Source organism: Niallia yueguangensis, from assembly GCF_052663115.1.
Genome location: NZ_JBQTCX010000002.1, coordinates 256,056 through 274,916, shown reverse-complemented (window position 1 = coordinate 274,916; position 18,861 = coordinate 256,056). Strand labels below are relative to the sequence as shown.

The following is an 18,861-nucleotide window of genomic DNA, read 5'->3' as shown; positions in this document are numbered from 1 at the left end:
TTATCCTCCAATTCCTTTTGTAAAGTCAACCTTCCCAATTTTAGTTGCAATATAATACGTGACAAATATGATAACAACAATGATTAACATTAAAGCATTGGCATATTGCTGAAAGCCTGACTGAGCATATCTAAACATTAATGTCGGAATCGTTCCCGTCTGTGGTGTCACAAGTAATATAATTAAATCGAGTTCCTTTATTACACTAATAAACAGAAGCAAAAAGCTGCTGAACAAACTCCTGCGACTAAGGGGCAGCAATATGCTCATAAATCTTTTCAGCCATGAAGCACCTTGCATTCGTCCCGCTTCCTCTAACTCTCCGCTAATTTGATACATCGTACTTGCTCCAACTCGTGTCGCAAACGGAAGTTCATTGACGATCGAAATTAAGATAATCAGCGAGATGGAACCATACAACGCCGGCAGGAACATCGATGGTTTTGCAAACATCGATAAATAAATAGAAGAGAAAGCGATCCCTGGAATTAAATAAGGTAAAAAGGACAACTGCTCAACTAGCTTTGCCGTCGTATTTTTTCTTCCTTTAGCAATGACATATCCAAACAACAATCCAATAATCGATGCACAAATCGCTGCAAGAAAGGCAACCAATAGTGAATTCTTAATTGAGGACAAAATGGCATCATTTTTTAATATCCCTACTTCTCCTGAAGCAATAAAAGGATTCGAATCCCCAATCCAGAAATGAGTCGTAAAGTTGTCGAGCAGGAAACGACCATCCATCATCATAAACGACTGCAATACAAGAATGATGACAGGAACAAACGCTACGATAGCCATAAAGCCGAGCACGATCCACGTCAACGGCCTTTTCCACTTTCCAAGCAAATAAAATGACTTGCGTGCATCTTTTCCGCCAATCGTTTCAAAACTTTTCCTTTTGCCAATTGCTTTTTGATTAAAAAAAATCAAAAAGGCACATAACATAAGCAAAACAATGCTTAAAATATAAGCTTCCGATATCATCCTGTTTTGCATGCTGCTATTCAGCATCGTGGAGATCGTATAATACTTTGTCGGCAATCCAAGGAAAGCAGGCACACTGAATGAACCTAATGACTTGGAAAATGTGAGGATAAACCCCGAGATAATGGCAGGCATAACAAGCGGAAACGTAATTTTTCGCAAAGTCATTAGCTTACTTGCTCCAATGATTTCAGCCATTTCTTCTAAACTGCTATTAATCGAACTTAAAGCAACGGAAATAAGCAAAAAGAAGAAAGTAAAATAATTGAACGTTAACGTGATGACAATAGGCAAGTATCCATAGGCAATCCAATCCGGCGGCTGGATGTGGAAAAAAGACTGGATGATTCCTTGGCTTCCGCCTATACGATCGTTTTTAAAAACCGAGATCCAAGCAAATGCCATTACCCATGAAGGAAGCATATACGGCAGCAAAGCAAGAAAGGTGACTGCTTTTTTATATTTAAAATCTGAGCGGGTTACAAGCCATGCCAACGATCCGCCAATTAATAGCGACAGAATCGAAACTCCAACAGCAACGCTTAAAGAATTTAACATTGGCTGATAAAACAAAGACTTGCTAATTTCACTGCCAAACATGCGCTGCCAATAATCAAGGGTAAATGCTCCAGCCTCTGCCCCACTATCTCTTGCACTTGTTTTAAAGCTTCCAACAATAATTTCCCAAAGCGGAACAACAATGGTATAAAATAAAAACAACAGGGAAATTATGCTAATTACATGGATGGGATTATGAAAAAATTGTTTGCTCTTATTAAAGAATCGTATTCTTCTCATTGGAGAAGATACAGGGACTTCTGAATATGGTGGTTTATTCAATAATCGGAACCTCTCTTTCTTTTAACTCGTAAAGAGATCAGGTGGCTGAGAGATCCACCTGATTCTTTATGTATTTCCCTTTACTGGTTTACTAGAATAAAGTCTTTTACTGCTGGCGTATTTTTATATAAAAATTCACCATCATAAGGCCATAGATTTAATTCTTTACTTGGGCGCTGTTCAGGTAAAACAATATCCGTTCTCGTTGACCAAGAACCAAGTACATTATACGGTCGGAAACCTTCTGCTTTTCCATCCGCCTCGCCTGCCATCCAGCGAATTAACAGCTTTGCTGCATTAACATTCTTCGCTTTTTCAGGAATGTACATATACGAAGTCCCAGGAACAGACATCTTCGGACTAACATCGTAGACGAAATCCATTTTTAAGCCTTCATCTTTAATATTTCGAGCTTTACTTGAAGCTGCAATTCCAACTGGTGGATTTTGTTGTCCTGCGCTTCCTACAGCTGTGACAACTTCGTCGCTTGACTTTACAAAAATCGGATCATTCGCAAGCAATCGTTTCAAAAATTCATACCCTGCATTTTCTGTTCCATCTAATTTTAATGGCTTCCCATATTTTTCTTCGTATGCCTTTTCCATATCATCAGCGTTTTGTACAATCGTTACTAATAAATCAAGCGTATCGGAAGAAATCATCGGATCGTCCATCACCACTTTGCTCTTCCATTTTGGATCTGTTAAATCCCACCAGTTGTTTATTGGAGACTTATCGTATTTCTCCGTATTATAGAAAATCGCTCTTGTTGAAAAATAAAAACCTAAACCTGGTTCATTTTTATACGGATCTGCAAGCTTTTCTTTAATATCATTCGGCAAATATTTATGTAATCGTCCATCTTTTACAAGTTCATTAGAGACGACTCCGCCCGCATCCTTAATAAATGCAATATCGACATTAAACAACCCTGAATCTTGCTCGCGAACTATTTTCTCTACCATTTCGGCTGTATCCATATCGTAAGCTTCTACTTTAATTCCAGGATACTTCGCTTCAAAGCTTGCTTTTACATCTTTAATGCGGCTCGATTGCGAATAAACAGTCACTTTTCCTTCTTTTTTTGCCTTTTCGTAAAGTTCTTCTGGAGTTTCTGTTTTATCCAATTCTGCTTTTTCAAGCCACGCTTCATCCCCTTTATTCTCACTCTCTTCTTTTGAACTTTTTACAGATGAATCTGACTTGCCACAAGCAGCTAATAAAACGACTAAAACTACTGACATCAATAAAAATGAGTTTCTAATTTTCAAGATCTGATTCACTACTTGAACTACCTCCTAAATTTCGAATACAAACTCATTTTAGAAGACAAACATTAATTAAACGTTAATGTTATATTTTAGTAATGTAAATTATTTTTCTTATTTATTTTTTGAAAAAAAGTTTTCATTTTAGTATTGTTGACTGTCATCACACGAACTAAAATTAGATATGATATAATAAATATGGTTAAAAAATACATTTTTTACAGAGAATCTTTATTGCTAGTACCTCTGCAGCGATTATTAGTGAAGTAGTTTACTAAGATAAAATAGATGAGGAATCCGCTTTCAAATAATAGATGAAGAATAGAAAGGAGTTTTAATGAAATACTTACGAATATTTTTTATTTTACTTATCCTGATTAATTTAAGTTTTTCCTTAATTGTTTACTTAAACCCTGATAATCAAGGTTTAAGTAATAATCTAATTCCACTTTCTTTAGTAATATTAGGCGTTTTAATGATTATGGGTATTATCTTTAATGTAAAGTTAAATCCGTTTAAGAAGACTGGAATAAAGGGAAAATAATAAGGAGAGCACTCATTTGCTTCTCCTTATTCCATTTCATTATTGCTTTTTAATGTCCTTTTGAGGGGTCTAACCCAATGTCATCAAGCTAGGATTCAAAAAAAAGGAAAATAAGCAACTAAATAGGAAGTAAGGGTTTCCGTTCTGTTCTCCGAGGCTTACCGCTCGCTTTCCACGGGGCGAGCGCCGAGCCTCCTCGTCGCTTTGCTCCTGTGGGGTCTCGTCTTTCTCGCTAATCCCGTAGGAGTCGAGCGGACACCTCTCCAAACAAATGAGGTATTTCTTTTAAATAAAGGGTATCCCATAAATAGAATCATAAAAAAGGCAATAGGATGCCCGGGCGGATGAAATGTAATTTTTTTCATCTGGGCATCCTACCAATAAGCTTATAATAGTCATCTAGCTCTATCTGAAAACTCTTTTTTACAAAATTTAGCATAAAAAGGATAGTGCTGATAAAAGCCAACTTATTTTTTCCTTGTCGTGTAAAATAGGTTGGCTTTGAACGAGATTCACACATAAAAATAAAATCATGTAGCACGTTTTTGGTTACTTCTACTGCCTTTAAAAATTTACTTTTCCCTATAAAAAAAATCACCACACATCGTTGATATACCCCAAAATAGAAAGAACCTCATAATACTCCTTTCAGGTAGTAATGAACTTCAAGAAGAGAAACCCTTGAAAAAAGTGCACTTTAGGTCTATATTGTCAATTTATATGAGGTAGCATTCATACTGCCAGTTAATATATGATGATGAAATCTTGTATTTAGCTTGTAAGCAGAATTAATTCTTTATTTCTTTTATTCTGTTCTTCCTCAGATGCTAAATCGTATTTTTTTAAAAGATGAAATAGTTCGTTTAACATTTGCTGTGATTGATTATTTTTTAGAAAGCTATATAAATCTTCAACTAAAACTTCGGGTAGTAAGTTTTGTTGACTCTCTAGCTTTTTAACTACATCTTCGTAAGAATGATCTATATTGCATTTTCCCATAAGAGTCCCTGGTCATATTAAAGTATAACAATTCATACCCAAAACCTATTAAATTGACCAGGATTCACCTCCTTTTTCCGTGTTTTAATACCAATAAATTTTGTTAAATCTCCAAATTAATTTTAAAGGTTTTATCCCATACCTTTTCAGAATCTTCCCATCTATTGTTGTCATATTAAACTGTTTTCTTTCTGGGTATAAAGCGGTTATAAAACCAACATATTTTTCGCCATTTCTTTTGGTGTAACAAACGTAATCTCGATGCTTAAAGCCTTCCACTTCTTTCGTTTTAGCTTTGCTCTCTCTACGCATTGGTTTAATAACCCAGTCCTTTATTTCACACTTATGCCTAGTGACCTCTAAATTTGTTGTTACAATGGCGTCGTTGCTGTGACTCTTTTCAATATTCCAATCAATCCGTTTATTCGCTGTGTCTCCTCCGGTCGTGAGTGTTAAAGGAGCCACTTTTTTTAGTTCTGTCCGCAAATGCTTTTTCCCTTGCATCACATGCATAGCCGCTTTAAAATCGATCTTTTTTCCGCCGATGATGCCATAGAATCGCTCGGCGTGCTCCATTTCTTCCCCGTTAATCTGATCGTGACAGGAACTGCACAAAGTAATAAGATTTAAAATCGAATCAGCTCCATTTAAACGTCTAGGTGTAATGTGATGAACCTCTAACCTGCAATCGGTTTTCCCGCAGCTTTGACATGTATACTGATCACGCATGAGAGCAGCAATTCGTAAATGTTCATCTAAACGGTTTGATTTTTGATAGTGCCATCGGTATAGTTTTTCCCCTTCACTTAATGCTCGAATATCGATTTGCACATCCTCTAAATAAATATGGTTCATTCGGCACCATTGCGTTAATTTTTTGATCACACAAAGTACGGCTTCTTTCTTTTGTTTAATACTAGGGGGAATTCTTCCTTTTCTTTTCGATGCACAGCGATTATCAAATCGTTCTTTTCGATATTTTTTATGCGATCTTCTGTATTTTCGATATCCCGTCTTACACCCATCTTGTCTTTCACATCTTGTCTATGCTCGATCGTCCCTTTGAACACCGGTTTGTTTTTGGTTGCACCATCTTGAACCAAAGCAATTCCCGTATACTTAGCTCCATCATCAATACCTAGTGCAACCGGTGTTTTATCTATTTGCTCAAGTGGAATCTCTTTTAATAATTGAATCACCATTGGAAACTTGTTTACTAATTTCGCTCGATTTTTTCGAATTAAGTACCAGCCTTTGTTTTCTTTTGTCGGGCTCAAACGTTGACCGTTTAAGTCTAGTACAAAGCAATAAGAAGTCATCTCTGACCAACCTCCAAAAGGGTATTTTCCTTCTTGCTAAAGTCAAAGGGCGGACATGTGTTTTTGGTGTTTCGCTTCCATAACCTAGGTTAGCTTTCTTCCTCAACACTCACAGATCAGGAGACTGAAAGAACATCTCATCGGATACATTCCGTCAGGTGTGTTTTTACCGAACCCCTTCAACGTAGTTCATCGTGCTATCTTTCTTTCGAGAGACTACACTCACTTAAGCTGGAGAGCAATCAACCCTCCATAACCAAACCAAATGTTACGATTTGTTATGGTTTAATAACAGCTGTTGATAGCTCCATACTTTCATAACTTTAATATGATTTTATAAATTAATCCCTTTTATAGCAAGGACTTGGGCTTAACTAGAAAACATTTGTTTCATTTTATTCCCTCTTCTGGATGGTGTTAACATTCACAGTATTTGTTATGTTATACTTTAAATGACTAATAGTTTTGGAGGGATAACAGTGATTGAAAAGGTAAACCTTATGTCCAAATTTGATCTGATTCAAGAGTATTATCAGCCTAAGAGTATTGCAAATGTAAATGATTCAGCATTGAAAATAGTAAAATTAAAAGGTGATTTCATATGGCATCACCACGACGAATCTGATGAATTATTTTTAGTTATTAAAGGACAAATGAAAATAAAATTAAAAGATCAGGATGATATACATTTGAATGAGGGCGAATTGGTTGTTATCCCAAAAGGAGTAGAACATATGCCGGTAGTTGAAGAAGAAGCTTATGTTGCCCTAATTGAGCCATATGAATTGTTAAATACCGGGAATGTGCAAAGTGAACGATCTGTATATAACGTTGAAAAAATATAAAGTGTTATCTAAATCCAGCTTGTTTTGAAATGATATATTTTTACATTAAAACATAATTTTAGTATTAAAAATTGTTATGCTGTATTTCCATTTATACAAAAGAATAAAGAAGAGAGGCTGTCTCAAAAGTCGTTTTAAAACCTTTTGGGAAAGCCTCTCTTCTTTATGCTTACAGAAAATTATTAGATTCTTTCATTTCACCAAAAATTCATGCTATCGTATTTCTTTAATGGATGGCGGTGCATCAAGCACCGTTTCCATATAATTTTTCCCCCAATTGTACATGCTATCCAAAATTGGCATTAAACTTTCTCCTTCTTTCGTAAGAGAATACTCTACTTTTGGAGGTACAACCGGATATACGACTCTTTGAACGATAAGATCTTCTTCAAGCTCCCGTAATTGATTGACAAGCATCCTCTGTGTAATTTCTGGAATTAGTGCTTTTAATTCTCCAAACCTTTTGGTTCCTTCTTTACCCAAATACCAAAGAATCAACATCTTCCACTTTCCTCCGATAATGCTTAAGGTAAGTTCTTTTTCACAGTTAAATTCTTTATTCTCCATACGTCCCATTAGAAAACCTCCCGTTCCTTTATTCTCACATAGTATACTTTAAAACACTATCTAAAATAAAAGTGCGTACTTACTTAAAAAAATTATAAGCCGTATAATCAATCTTGTACAGAAAATATGTCACTAAATGTTAGCTTCTATTACAAGCTAAACACAAAAAATAATAAGGAGTGTACTGCAATGAAATTACAATTAGCATTAGATTTAGTAAATATTCCACAAGCAATCGAGGTTGTATCCCAAGTTCAAGAGTATGTTGATATTGTAGAAATTGGTACACCAGTAGTAATAAACGAAGGACTTCGTGCTGTGAAAGAAGTAAAAGAAGCATTTCCTAATACAAAAGTATTAGCAGATTTAAAGATTATGGATGCTGCTGGATATGAAGTAAGCCAAGCGACTTCATTTGGAGCTGATATTGTTACGATTCTTGCTGTTGCAGAAGACGAATCCATTAAAGGTGCTGTTGCAGAAGCAAAAAAACAAGGAAAAGAAATCCTAGTCGATATGATTGCTGTTAAAGATATTAAAACACGTGCACAAGAGTTAGATGAATTAGGCGTAGATTATATTTGTGTGCATACTGGATATGATCTTCAAGCTGTAGGAAAAAACTCTTTTGACGATTTAAAAGCAATTAAAAGTGTTGTAAAACAAGCCAAAACAGCTGTTGCAGGCGGCATTAAATTAGATACATTATCAGAAGTTATTGCAGCTCAACCTGATTTAATTATTGTTGGCGGAGGAATTACAGGTCAAGAAAACATCAAAGAAGCAGCATCTCAATTTAAAGAACTTATTGCACAAGGATAATTTTTTATGAAAACAACAGACTTTTTGCAAGAAGTGCTCAAAGAGCTGAATCACGGTGCAACTCTTATTTCTGATCATGATGCTGAAAAGCTGGTGAACAGCATCATGACTGCTAAAAAAGTGTTGGTAGCGGGAGCTGGAAGATCCGGATTAATGCTCAAATCATTTGCAATGCGTATGATGCACATGGGCATTGATGCTTATGTTGTAGGAGAAACAGTGACCGCTAACTTCGAAAAAGAAGATCTTTTAATTATAGGAACTGGATCCGGAGAAACTAAAGGACTTGTTTCCATAGCAGAGAAAGCCAAAAATATTGGTGGAGAAGTAATTGCTGTTACTATTTTTCCTGAATCCACAATCGGAATCCTTGCAGATCATTCTGTAAAACTTCCAGGATCACCAAAAGATAAAACGGACAGCAGCTTCCAAACAATCCAACCAATGGGCTCACTATTTGAACAACTTTTATTGCTCTTTTTAGACAGTGTTATTTTAAAATTCATGGAGAAAAAAGGGCTTGATTCTAATACGATGTATGGAAAACATGCAAATTTAGAATAGTAGAAAAAAGCGGATGTTTGTATTCCCTACAAGACAAACATCCGCTTTTCCTTGATTATCAACTCCAGTACCTTCAGAGATTCCCGGAACTAAAAAACATTATCCATCTTGATGAAGGTAAAACAAACCTTTAGTTCTTAGATTCTAAGGACTTATTATTCTAAAATCTTCTAGATATCTTCTCTTCACTAAGCGTTTCTTTAATTTGCTCTGAAAGCAAAAAGTTGAGATCTTCAACAGTAAAATTTTCTATGGCATTCATTTTCTCCACGATTTCATTGTTAAATATATTTTCTACTTCCCGTATTTGCCTCGTCAATTCTTCTCCAGCTTGTGTTAAGGAAATAATCGTTTTTCTATTATCATGTTGAGCTGCTTCTTTCTTTATGAAATTCTTATCTATCAATCGCTGTACAAGACGACTTGGATGCTGAGAGTTACATAATAATAAATCTCCTAACCCAGCAATGGACATTGGGCCAAATTTGGCTAAAACCGTAATAACCTCACTCTGACTCGGTGTAAGATCGAGTCCATTTTTTATTAAAAGATTAGAAAATCGTTGGTTCCCTTCCCTCTGAACACATTGAATTAAGTAACGTAATTTATCTACTGCCTCCAACAAAATCACTCCTTATAGGAGAAGTATAACATAATATATGCCTTGACATATATCTTTCATTCACCTATTATATGTCTAAACATATATGTTACAACATGTAATATTGGAGGAGAGAAAATGAAGAAATATGTATTGGTAACAGGTGCTTCTTCTGGAATTGGAGAAGAGTTTGCAAAACAATATGCCAGCAAAGGCTTTAATCTCGTGCTAGTGGCCAGATCGGAAGAAAAACTTTTAAAATTGTCTAACTTGTTAATAGAACAATATAACATTCAAGTTCATATTATTGCCCTAGATTTATCCAAAGAATATTCTGCTAATCACATTTTCAACTATCTTGAACAAGAACAAATCGAAATTGATATAGTAGTCAATAATGCAGGCTATGCGACAAATGGAAGATTAACAAATATCGATTTTCAGCATCAACACGAACAAATAATGCTTAATTCGGTTACGGTAATGGATTTATGCTACCTTTTTATAAAAGAGAGATTAAAAAATAAAAAAGGAGGCACGATTATTAATATTGCTTCAACAGCTGCATTCCACCCTATCCCCTATATGTCCATCTATGCTGCTACCAAGGCTTTTGTTCTGTCTTTTACAGAAGCATTAAACAAAGAATATCGTCAACATGGATTTGACATTATTGCTGTTTGCCCAGGAGCAACAGATACTAACTTTTTCAGTAATGGCGGAGTTTCCTTTGGAATTAAACGAACACCCTCAGATGTCGTTCAAACAACATTCAAAGGACTTAAAAAGCAAAAAATCAGTGTGATTGACGGGAAGCAGAACATCTTTTCATCAGTTCTTTTGCCAAAATTATTGCCTAGAAATCAGATGGCTAACTTGGTTTCCAATATTATGACAAAACGAATAGACAAAGACGGGCTATAAAATAAAAACAAGATTTTTAAGTTCGAATTTGGAGGTTTCTGAGATTGGATTAGGCTGCATGGGAAGGAGTCAATCATACGGAACAGCAGATGAAAAAGAAGCCATCTATACTATTCACTTATGCACTTGACTATAGAATAAATTTTTTGGATACGGCAGATATGTACGGAAATGGACATAATGAAAGGTTAATAAGCAAGGCATTAACTTTTTATAAGCGAACAACAAAAGCAATGATTGCTTCTAAATTCGGAATTGTTAATGGAGATGTGATTGATAAAAGTTTAAAAAGGTTAAATCTAGAATGTCTGAATTTATACTAGATTTGATTATTTTTCGAACTGCAGCCCAATTGTTAGCAGTGTCTAACAATTGGGCTGCAGTGTTTTAACTATCCTGCAACATGTTATGAGATTTTTTCTACTTTGTTAATATTGAAGAATTTGTTTCGTATAGATCGTAAAATCGTCGAGATGTTTCTCTAGGATTTGCTGCAATATTTCAAGATGAATTGTCTGATAGTCATGCACAGCAATATTTCGGAATCCAACCATTGCTTTCATTTTGTTTGCTATTTCATTTGTAATAATAGATTGAGACTCCAGCATATCAAATGCATCTCGACTAGTTTGAGGCAGGCCGAGGCGTTCTTCCGCAACAATATGCATCGCTAGATCAATACACGCTTCACAAGCACGTTGTATATTTAAAACAATGGAATCTTGCTTCGTATAATCCATCAAGTTTTGCGGATTCTGTTCATATACGTCCATAATACGATTTTTACAGCGTTCTATCACACTTATTTTATTTAAAATCACATCATTTTTCATAGATAGTCCCGCTTTCATCTACTTTATTAAGTATATCTTTTCTTTCCTCATTTAATTTTGCATACATGCTTAAAGCCTTCATTTGTTCTGTCATCCGTAACATTTCATCACTCGAAAATATGACTTTACCTGTCGTATATATTTGCGCCTGAAAAACGGTAGAAGCTTCTGCAATATTCACTAAGTCTACTTCTCTTTTCAATAATGCTGCTAATTCCTGAGCTATCATAAAAATCTCGTATTTAGTGACTACTTTGGATTTCGTATAAAAACCTATATCAATATCACTGCCATTATGTGTTGTGTTCTTTGCAAACGATCCAAAAACAATAATAAAAGAAGGATTTATTTTTCGGGTTAAAAATTCAGTGATCAGTTGAACTATGTCATTTTGCATCAGATCACTCCTTATTCATTTATATGAATATTATACCAAATTCCATTTGGATTTCTATTCTGCATAAAATTTAGGGGATGACAGTGCACTATAAAACGGAGGGGCCCTTTAATAAAGTCGGGCTCTCCACATAGTGAAAACCTGACTTTAATATATTATACTTCTATCGAAAGTTCATGCTTCGTTTCATTTAAAAATATCATAAGAAATATAAGTTTGTTAGCTCGATTTTTTAACAAAGTATTATCAATAAAATCAATCTTTAAAATTGGTTAAAATAGCACTTCTCGTTTTTTCTAGATGCTCGATCGTATGTTTGTAGGCCCCTTCTTTATCTTTATTTTTAAACGCTTTAATAATATTTGCATGCTCAGCAATAACTTCCTCTAGCCTCCCAGGAATGGCAATTGCTTTTGTACCTAACCAAAGAATTTGTTCACTAAGGATATTCATCCAATTAATTAGGCGTTTATTTGCTATTAATTCTGCTAAGTGAAGATGGATATCACCACCTGAATTAACAGCTAGAACCTCTTCTTCCGTTTGACTGGGCTGTGGAAGAAATGTTTCTTCCATTTCTTTTGGCTTTGTTTCTTCTTTAGCAGCCTTCTTTTCGAAAGCTTCCTTTTGAACATCATTCATTTTACCGATATTCTTTTCAATTAACTTTAACACTTCTTTTTGAAGCGGTTGCAGTTCTTTATTTTGAGTTAAACTTGTATACACTTGTCGGTAATAAAAGTTAGTCGTGTTGTACATATTTTTTGCATTCATACAAGAACTTTTAAAATAAGAATACATACAATGTCCTTTTTTAATTCAAATTTGATGTGTTTTGTATTGTTTTTCTTTTTCCTCCTTCATATTTTCCACCTACTCAAACATATGTTTGTAAGTATATTTCACCAAATGATAAGTACGAATGTCTTGTATTCACACTTTTAAAAGAAAAAATTCTTAATATTCTAAAAAAAAAAAAAAACAATTCACCCCCTCCTTAAAACATTTGTTTTTGAAGAAGGGGTACTCTTGGCAAATATGATAAAATGATGGATAATGGCTTTTTTTATTTGTTTATATGCAAGGGATTTATATGAATCCGGTTTATCAATCCATCTAACAAGGAAAAGGCAGACTCTAACCTAATAAAGGCGGCGCGAGCGGAGCAACTCTATCCTTAATAAGGATTAAAAACAAACTATGGAAGCAACATTATTCGTATTGTTCCATTAAAATTGGCGTAGCTCCGTCCCCTTTTCCATACAAAAATCTGCAAAAAGGATCATTAAGGGCTTTTTTCATATACCTACTTTCATAACTTACATTTTAAAGTCCTGTAAAAAAAAAAAAAAATAAATGAGGTGCTTAAATTGAAAATTGCTTTAGCCCAAATGAAAATGAATGAAAGTATTGAAAGTAACTTTAATAAGTCATTACAGTTAATAGAAGAGGCCGCTAAAAACGGGGCACAATTGATTTGTTTTCCGGAATTGCAACTTAGTCCTTTTTTCCCACAATATAGAGGTGTCGATACATCAGGCTTCTTACTTTCCATTGAGGATGAAAAGATTAAAAAAATGCAAGAAACATGCCGAAAGTTTAATATTATGGCTGTTCCTAATATATACCTGAAAGAAAATAATAAAAAGTTTGATACTTCTCTTATGATTGATCATACTGGTCATATCTTGGGCTCCTCAAAAATGGTCCATATCACGGATGCCCATCAGTTTCATGAACAAGAATATTATGATCCTTCTGATACAGGCTTTTTAGTCTATGACACAATCATCGGCAGAATAGGAATCATCGTTTGTTTTGATAGACATCTTCCTGAGAGCTATCGAATATGTGCTTTACAAAATGCAGACCTCATTATTATTCCTACCGCAAATACGAAAGAGGAGCCTTTAGATAAATTTGAATGGGAACTACGTATTGCTGCCATGCAAAATAATTTATTTATCACTATGTGCAATCGAGTTGGAATGGAAGGAAATATGGATTTTGCAGGGGAATCTATCGTTGTTAGTCCAAATGGAGATGTTATTGTTAAAGGGGATGATAAAGAAAGCATTATTTACGCAGAAATTGATAGTAGCGAAGTTGCCCTATCAAGAGAGGCCAGCCAATATCTTGAATTAAGAAGGCCAGAAATCTATCAACAAATATGTGAAGAATAATATGTATTCTGCTGAAAGGAAAACAATAAGGAAACTCCCCATTCAGCAACCTGAAAAATTCGGAAATTAAGACAAAGTTCGTTTTGCAAGGCTGTTTTCTATAAGTTTGTTGTTTTTGAATAAAATAATAAACATAGATTAAGCACTGAGCAGCCTGAATACACGTAGACTCCTGCGGGAAAAGCGAGAAAGACGAGACCCCACAGGAGCATAGCGACGAGGAGGCTCGGCACTCGTCCGCGGAAAGCGAAGTGTATTCAGGCTGCGGGTTACATAACAACAATCTATATGAAAAGAGCATTTTGCAAAAACTTCAGGCTGATCAAAAACATTTGTCTTTCAAAGCGAATAACAAAGAAAGCAAGCGTTTGTCGACAGCCTGAAGATACTGTTTTTTACATTTATCCATTCATTAACTACTTCTGACTATTTATTATATTTGGACCTAGGATCTGATTGGTTCGCATCTTGGATAGGCGGCAACGTAATTTCTCCTTTTGTAAATGTCCAAATGTCAGAAACCGCTCTTCCTGTAAAATCATCCTCAGCAACCGCATACCAATAATATTGATTATTCCCAGCTAAATCTTTCCAATCTGTTTCAGCAGTCCCGCCACTTTGAACATTTTTATCCTTCCCAATTTCTGTATCTGTAAAGATATTTACAGCAAAGTAGTCGGTAGCAACACGCTTTTCATTTGGCTGAAGATCTACCTGTATATTTCTCTCGTCTTTTTCAGGAAAAAGATTGGTATCATAGAAATTATAATCGTCTAAATACGGTGAATACGTATTGACCATTATTTTATTATTTTTTTGATCAAAATGAAGCAATTTCATATATCCTTGACCACCTTCAGGGCCACTTTGGTAGTCTCCAAGCATTTGATAGACTTGGCGATCAGGATTTCCATCCCCATTATCGTCAATTGGATCAATCAATGTTTCAGAGTCATGATAGTGCCCGCTCAGAACAGTGATGACATTTTTATTTGGCAATACAACTTGATTATAGATTTTATCCCCTAGCGGACTACGAGTTCCTGATACTAGCAAATACTCATGGAAGTTTAATATCGCTTTTCGATCTGGGAATTGCTTTAAGATATCACTCATCCATTGTATATCTTCATCCTGAACGCCCCATCCCATGTATAACATAATATAATCATTTCCATTTGCTGAAATAAAATCATAGTGTCCTCGATTGTTCTTATAAGAACCACCATAGTAAGACTTATCCTTGAACCTATCTTCACCAAACCACTTGCTAAATTGTTTATAGTCACTTGTTTTATGATCAACATCATGGTTTCCTGCTAGTACACCATAAGGAATATGATTGTCCTCCAGCACTTTCATAAATTTATCTGCATCTTTCCATTGATACTCTTGGTTGGATTTATCGACGATATCCCCTGTATGGAAGACATATTTAATTTTCATTTCTTCTTTCATTTCGGCAATCCAGTTCGTCTCTCTTTCATAAATCCATGGATAGCTGTCAGCATAGTATTGCGTATCAGACATCCAAACAAAAGTATAATCATACTGATTAGGTGAAATTGGAATTTCATCTTGGATTAATACATTTATTTTATTGTTTTTCACGAACTTACGAACTTCGGCAGTCCCTTTTAACTCAAAGTCTCCTTGGCCAGCAACTTTGAAATCAATTGTCGTCCATTTATTGGTCAAATGATTCCAAGCATACATGGATACTTTTCTGCCTTCTAAAGATTTCCCTTTCCACACCAATTCAACAACATCGGTTTTATCAACAGTAGAATCGACCGTTACATCAAATCGATGATAAGGGAATTTTGTTTTCGAATCTGTTATTAAATATTGTTGATCTTCTTTAGAGACAAGCGATATATCTTCCGCAGTAAAAGATTGTTCACCTTTGGGAACCATTGTATTTGGCGGTTCTACATCCGCTGCATTTTTATAGGCTTTAACATATTGTGTTTTAGATGCATCATATTGGAAACCTTTATAAAATAACACATTTATAGCATCATTTGTTGGATCCGTTACTTTTACCTTTAAAGTTGGATTCCCGTCTGCTTTTGCAGTAGATGAAATAAGCTCAGGCTTACTCGGATTTTCATTTACAACAGAAAAATGAACGGTTTTCTCTGCTTTGTTTCCTACTTTATCAAAAGCTGCAATTGTCAACTTATGTTCCCCAGGTGAGAGCTTGGATGACGCTGTATGAAATGGAACGGCAATTTCTTTTTCATCCAACATAACTTTAAGCGTTTGAATACCAGCAATTGCATCCGTTGCATCTACATTGATGGTAAATTTCCCTTTGTACACTTTCCCTTTCTTTATGTTTGTATTTATTACTGGTGCTGTGTTATCTACTTTTACGGAAACTCTTGCTTTTTCATCCGCATCTTGAACGCCAATAACATGCTTTCCATCAGAAACAGACATCGTATCCCATTTATATGATTTGGAAGGTGTATGCTTTTCAGGGATCGTAAAGGTGAAGTCTTCAAATGGTCGACTTTCTCCCATATCATACGATTTTTTTGCATCCTTGTGTGATGGATCCTTTATTACGGTTCCATTTGGCAATATTAAGCGCACATTACGTATTTTAAAATTATCACGATTTTCTTCCAACACGTCTAATTGGAATGGTGATACTTTATTTCCCGCACGTATTGTCATGATATTATCCCCTAATTGAAGACGGTCAGCATCAATAGGGAACGTAATGGTGTCCCAATCGTTCACACCGTCATCAAAAATTCGGATTATATCATTCCCAATTGTTACACCATTTTGAAAAAACGTATTCACTCCACTCGCTTCAAAAGCGAAATAAGCTGAATTTTCCATGGATTTATATATATTTTCAGCTGCTTCAGACTTATCAATCGATAATTTCACATGATCAGGTGAATCTGTCTTGGATGTCCCTTTCAGAATTTTTTCCCCTCTTAAAATATCACCATTTTTCACATTTAAACGAAGGCTAGCATTATTGAGATCCCTTGTAATCTTCACTTTAAATTTATTGCTTGTTACTTTATTCATTCCATCTGAAACGACAAAATAATATTCCACATATTTCTTTCCAAGTATTTCAGGTGGGTGGATCGTATAGTGATACATCGAATCATCAAAATTTTCCGCTAAAATGGCTTGCTTATATTTTTTATTCGTATTTGTTTTGTAAAATAATCGTACTGATTTTATGCCAATATTATCAGATGCATCGGCAACAATATTAATATCATTTTTTTGATCAATTTTTTTCAGCCCAGTCAAATTTTTAATAGTAGGTTTTACATTATCTTCTTCTATGTGAATAACTTTTTCAGGTACTTGGATTCGTTCAACTTTTCCCGGAGTAGCATTTTTCACACCTGCACTTATTTTCTTTAATCTAGTAGATCCATCGACAGGATATGTGTACATGATTCCTTTATTTGAGCGGGTATCATCTACATTAAATTCATCATTATAGTAAGAAACAGCGATTTCTTGATTAGAATTGGTGGCAACAGCCAAGCCTTTTGCTGCACCATTTGCCATTCCATCTCTATATATTTTAACAATTTCCTTGTTTTCCACTAATTTTGTCTTGTAATTTGCATTAAAATCCGCGACTGTTTTATCACCATTTTGTCCATTCATCATCCAAAATACGAGTGTTTTTCGAGAAGGAATCACTACATTATCTGGACTTGAAGGCCAAATGATATCTGTATTTGGGTCTATCCCGTTTCTGTAGTGAATCTTATAATCTCTAAAGTTAAGGTCCTTATCCGTATTGTTATAGATTTCAACAAATTCATACCCATCACCTGAACCTACATTCGTAGAATCAGGTACTAACTCTGTTACAAGAAAGGATGGAATTTTGCGATAATCTACTTTAGGTTTTTTAATAGTTAATGTATATTTCTTCGTTTTAGCATGATTTGAACCATCTGCTGCCTCGATATAGTAAACGATCTTTGATTCTGCACTCATGCTTGGAATTTCCCCAGAATACTTCGTTGAACCTTTTGCAGATTCGTCCATTGCTAAAGAAGTGAATTTTTTGTCTCCTTCTTTTTTATAATAAAGTGTCACAAATGGGTCTGCCACGTTATCTTTAATGACAGCTTTTATTTTTACCGGTGAGAAAACATTAGCATTCGTTACAGGTGTAAACGTAATGACAGGTGCTTTTGTGTCTGCCGGAATCGGATCAATCTTAACAGGATTTGCTGGAATTTGAACAGAATCAATCGTTCCTGGCGTTGGTCCTGCCAATACTTGATGTTTTTCCATTTCCGTTCCTGATGATGGATATTTGTATTGAATATCGGCACCTGTATTATCACTTTCAGCAGCAAGATAGCCGGCAGAAACAATTTCTGCTCCTGATCTATTCTTTATGATAATGGCGCGATTCCCCCCATTTATAAACCCTGGGAATACATCCTTAAATGCAATTACTTGATCACTTGTCAACGAAATTCCATAGTTTTGATTAAAATCAGCTAACGTTCGATTTCCATTATTAAACCAAAAAACTTTTGCTTTCTGCGGCTCAATGGTTACAGCAGGAAGTTGAAATCTTTTTTCTACTCCAGTGTCTGTGTATTTATATGTAAAAGAATAGTTTGATAAAGTTTGTGATTGATTCGAATTATTATAAACCTCAAAAAACTCATAATAATCTAACCCTCCTCCACTTGAATTTGGCGACAATTCCGTGATAAGCAGCTGAGGGTATCGATTATCATCTTCTTGTGAACCATAGGAGGATTGTACTTTCTCCGTACCTTTTTCCTCTGCAAAAACTAACTTGGACGGAACAGCAAAACTTACGTTTGTTGAAATGATAGAAAAAATAAAAACAAATAAAATAAGCTTCGTTAATTTTGTTGCTTTTTGCTTATTCATTGCTTCCTCCTTATTATCCTTGGTGGCATTCACCGATAATTTTAGAGGTTAATTGTTAATAACAATTCATTCAAATGTAAAATACTATAAATCTATGTAAAGGTTTGTTGGATATTTGTAATAAGAGATTTTCATTCCTTGCAACTGACCAGATCACTCTTAAGTAAATTGCCTTTGACTACGCCTTCATTATTGCTATCAAGCCATTTTACAAAAATCTATTATTTCTTTACAATGCATTCATCAAT

The 18,861-nt window shown here is 34.9% G+C and carries 15 protein-coding genes and 2 pseudogenes; 6 read left to right on the top strand and 11 right to left on the bottom strand.

The features are described 5' to 3' along the window. The 4 genes and pseudogenes from ACTYA4_RS02930 to iscB all read right to left on the bottom strand — a co-directional run bounded on the left by ACTYA4_RS02930 (window position 1) and on the right by iscB (window position 5,960). Window positions 1-1,830, bottom strand: coding sequence for an ABC transporter permease (locus tag ACTYA4_RS02930; protein ID WP_445505482.1), 1,830 nt, complete (start codon window positions 1,828-1,830; stop codon window positions 1-3). Window positions 1,831-1,910: 80 nt separating this feature from the next. Next, a complete protein-coding gene (locus ACTYA4_RS02925; protein ID WP_443482006.1) occupies window positions 1,911-3,113 on the bottom strand; it encodes an ABC transporter substrate-binding protein in 1,203 nt (400 codons plus the stop codon). A gap of 1,300 nt (window positions 3,114-4,413) precedes the next feature. Next, entirely contained in the window at window positions 4,414-4,641 is a 228-nt protein-coding gene (locus ACTYA4_RS02920; RefSeq protein WP_443482137.1) for a hypothetical protein, read from the bottom strand. An 84-nt stretch (window positions 4,642-4,725) separates the two neighbouring features. Next, window positions 4,726-5,960: pseudogene (gene iscB, locus ACTYA4_RS02915) on the bottom strand (RNA-guided endonuclease IscB). 479 nt (window positions 5,961-6,439) lie between these two features. Between iscB and ACTYA4_RS02910 the strand changes: the two are divergent. Further along, entirely contained in the window at window positions 6,440-6,805 is a 366-nt protein-coding gene (locus ACTYA4_RS02910; RefSeq protein ID WP_443482136.1) for a cupin domain-containing protein, read from the top strand. Between the two features lie 213 nt (window positions 6,806-7,018). On the opposite strand, the gene hxlR is transcribed toward ACTYA4_RS02910, so the two are convergent. Further along, window positions 7,019-7,381: a transcriptional activator HxlR gene (hxlR, locus tag ACTYA4_RS02905; RefSeq protein WP_443482135.1), complete on the bottom strand. Its 363-nt coding sequence runs from the start codon at window positions 7,379-7,381 to the stop codon at window positions 7,019-7,021. A gap of 180 nt (window positions 7,382-7,561) precedes the next feature. On the opposite strand from hxlR, the gene hxlA reads away from it, so the two are divergent. After that, the gene (hxlA, locus tag ACTYA4_RS02900) at window positions 7,562-8,194 is read left to right on the top strand and encodes a 3-hexulose-6-phosphate synthase (RefSeq protein WP_445505481.1); all 633 of its coding nucleotides are present in this window, start codon (window positions 7,562-7,564) and stop codon (window positions 8,192-8,194) included. Between the two features lie 6 nt (window positions 8,195-8,200). Beyond that, window positions 8,201-8,758, top strand: coding sequence for a 6-phospho-3-hexuloisomerase (gene hxlB / locus ACTYA4_RS02895; RefSeq protein WP_443482133.1), 558 nt, complete (start codon window positions 8,201-8,203; stop codon window positions 8,756-8,758). Window positions 8,759-8,918: 160 nt separating this feature from the next. Here hxlB and ACTYA4_RS02890 read toward each other — a convergent pair whose 3' ends face one another. After that, window positions 8,919-9,380: a MarR family winged helix-turn-helix transcriptional regulator gene (locus tag ACTYA4_RS02890; protein WP_443482132.1), complete on the bottom strand. Its 462-nt coding sequence runs from the start codon at window positions 9,378-9,380 to the stop codon at window positions 8,919-8,921. 117 nt (window positions 9,381-9,497) lie between these two features. Here ACTYA4_RS02890 and ACTYA4_RS02885 point away from each other — a divergent pair, with 117 nt between their 5' ends. Together ACTYA4_RS02885 and ACTYA4_RS02880 are read left to right on the top strand one after the other, a co-directional pair. Then, window positions 9,498-10,283 (top strand): SDR family NAD(P)-dependent oxidoreductase, encoded by a 786-nt coding sequence (locus ACTYA4_RS02885; protein WP_443482131.1) that lies wholly within the window; start codon window positions 9,498-9,500, stop codon window positions 10,281-10,283. 89 nt (window positions 10,284-10,372) lie between these two features. Next, complete coding sequence (locus tag ACTYA4_RS02880) at window positions 10,373-10,606, top strand: aldo/keto reductase (protein WP_443482130.1); 234 nt, start codon at window positions 10,373-10,375, stop codon at window positions 10,604-10,606. Between the two features lie 105 nt (window positions 10,607-10,711). On the opposite strand, the gene hepT is transcribed toward ACTYA4_RS02880, so the two are convergent. The 4 genes and pseudogenes from hepT to ACTYA4_RS02860 form a co-directional block, all read right to left on the bottom strand. Then, window positions 10,712-11,116 carry a type VII toxin-antitoxin system HepT family RNase toxin gene (gene hepT / locus ACTYA4_RS02875; protein WP_443482129.1) on the bottom strand — a complete coding sequence of 135 codons (405 nt, stop codon included), beginning with the start codon at window positions 11,114-11,116 and terminating at the stop codon, window positions 10,712-10,714. Beyond that, the gene (gene mntA, locus ACTYA4_RS02870; RefSeq protein WP_443482128.1) at window positions 11,106-11,513 is read right to left on the bottom strand and encodes a type VII toxin-antitoxin system MntA family adenylyltransferase antitoxin; all 408 of its coding nucleotides are present in this window, start codon (window positions 11,511-11,513) and stop codon (window positions 11,106-11,108) included. The genes hepT and mntA overlap by 11 nt, the downstream gene beginning before the upstream one ends. 255 nt (window positions 11,514-11,768) lie before the next feature. Next, the gene (locus ACTYA4_RS02865) at window positions 11,769-12,089 is read right to left on the bottom strand and encodes an FCD domain-containing protein (RefSeq protein WP_443482142.1); all 321 of its coding nucleotides are present in this window, start codon (window positions 12,087-12,089) and stop codon (window positions 11,769-11,771) included. Then, window positions 12,081-12,332: pseudogene (locus tag ACTYA4_RS02860) on the bottom strand (RNA-guided endonuclease InsQ/TnpB family protein); the annotation flags it as partial. The gene ACTYA4_RS02865 and the pseudogene ACTYA4_RS02860, both read right to left, overlap by 9 nt. Before the next feature lie 551 nt (window positions 12,333-12,883). On the opposite strand from ACTYA4_RS02860, the gene ACTYA4_RS02855 reads away from it, so the two are divergent. Then, window positions 12,884-13,696 (top strand): carbon-nitrogen hydrolase family protein, encoded by an 813-nt coding sequence (locus ACTYA4_RS02855; protein ID WP_443482127.1) that lies wholly within the window; start codon window positions 12,884-12,886, stop codon window positions 13,694-13,696. 426 nt (window positions 13,697-14,122) lie between these two features. Here the strand turns inward: ACTYA4_RS02855 and ACTYA4_RS02850 are convergent, their stop codons facing one another. Next, the gene (locus tag ACTYA4_RS02850; RefSeq protein WP_445505480.1) at window positions 14,123-18,613 is read right to left on the bottom strand and encodes a lamin tail domain-containing metallophosphoesterase family protein; all 4,491 of its coding nucleotides are present in this window, start codon (window positions 18,611-18,613) and stop codon (window positions 14,123-14,125) included. Window positions 18,614-18,861: the final 248 nt, after the last annotated feature.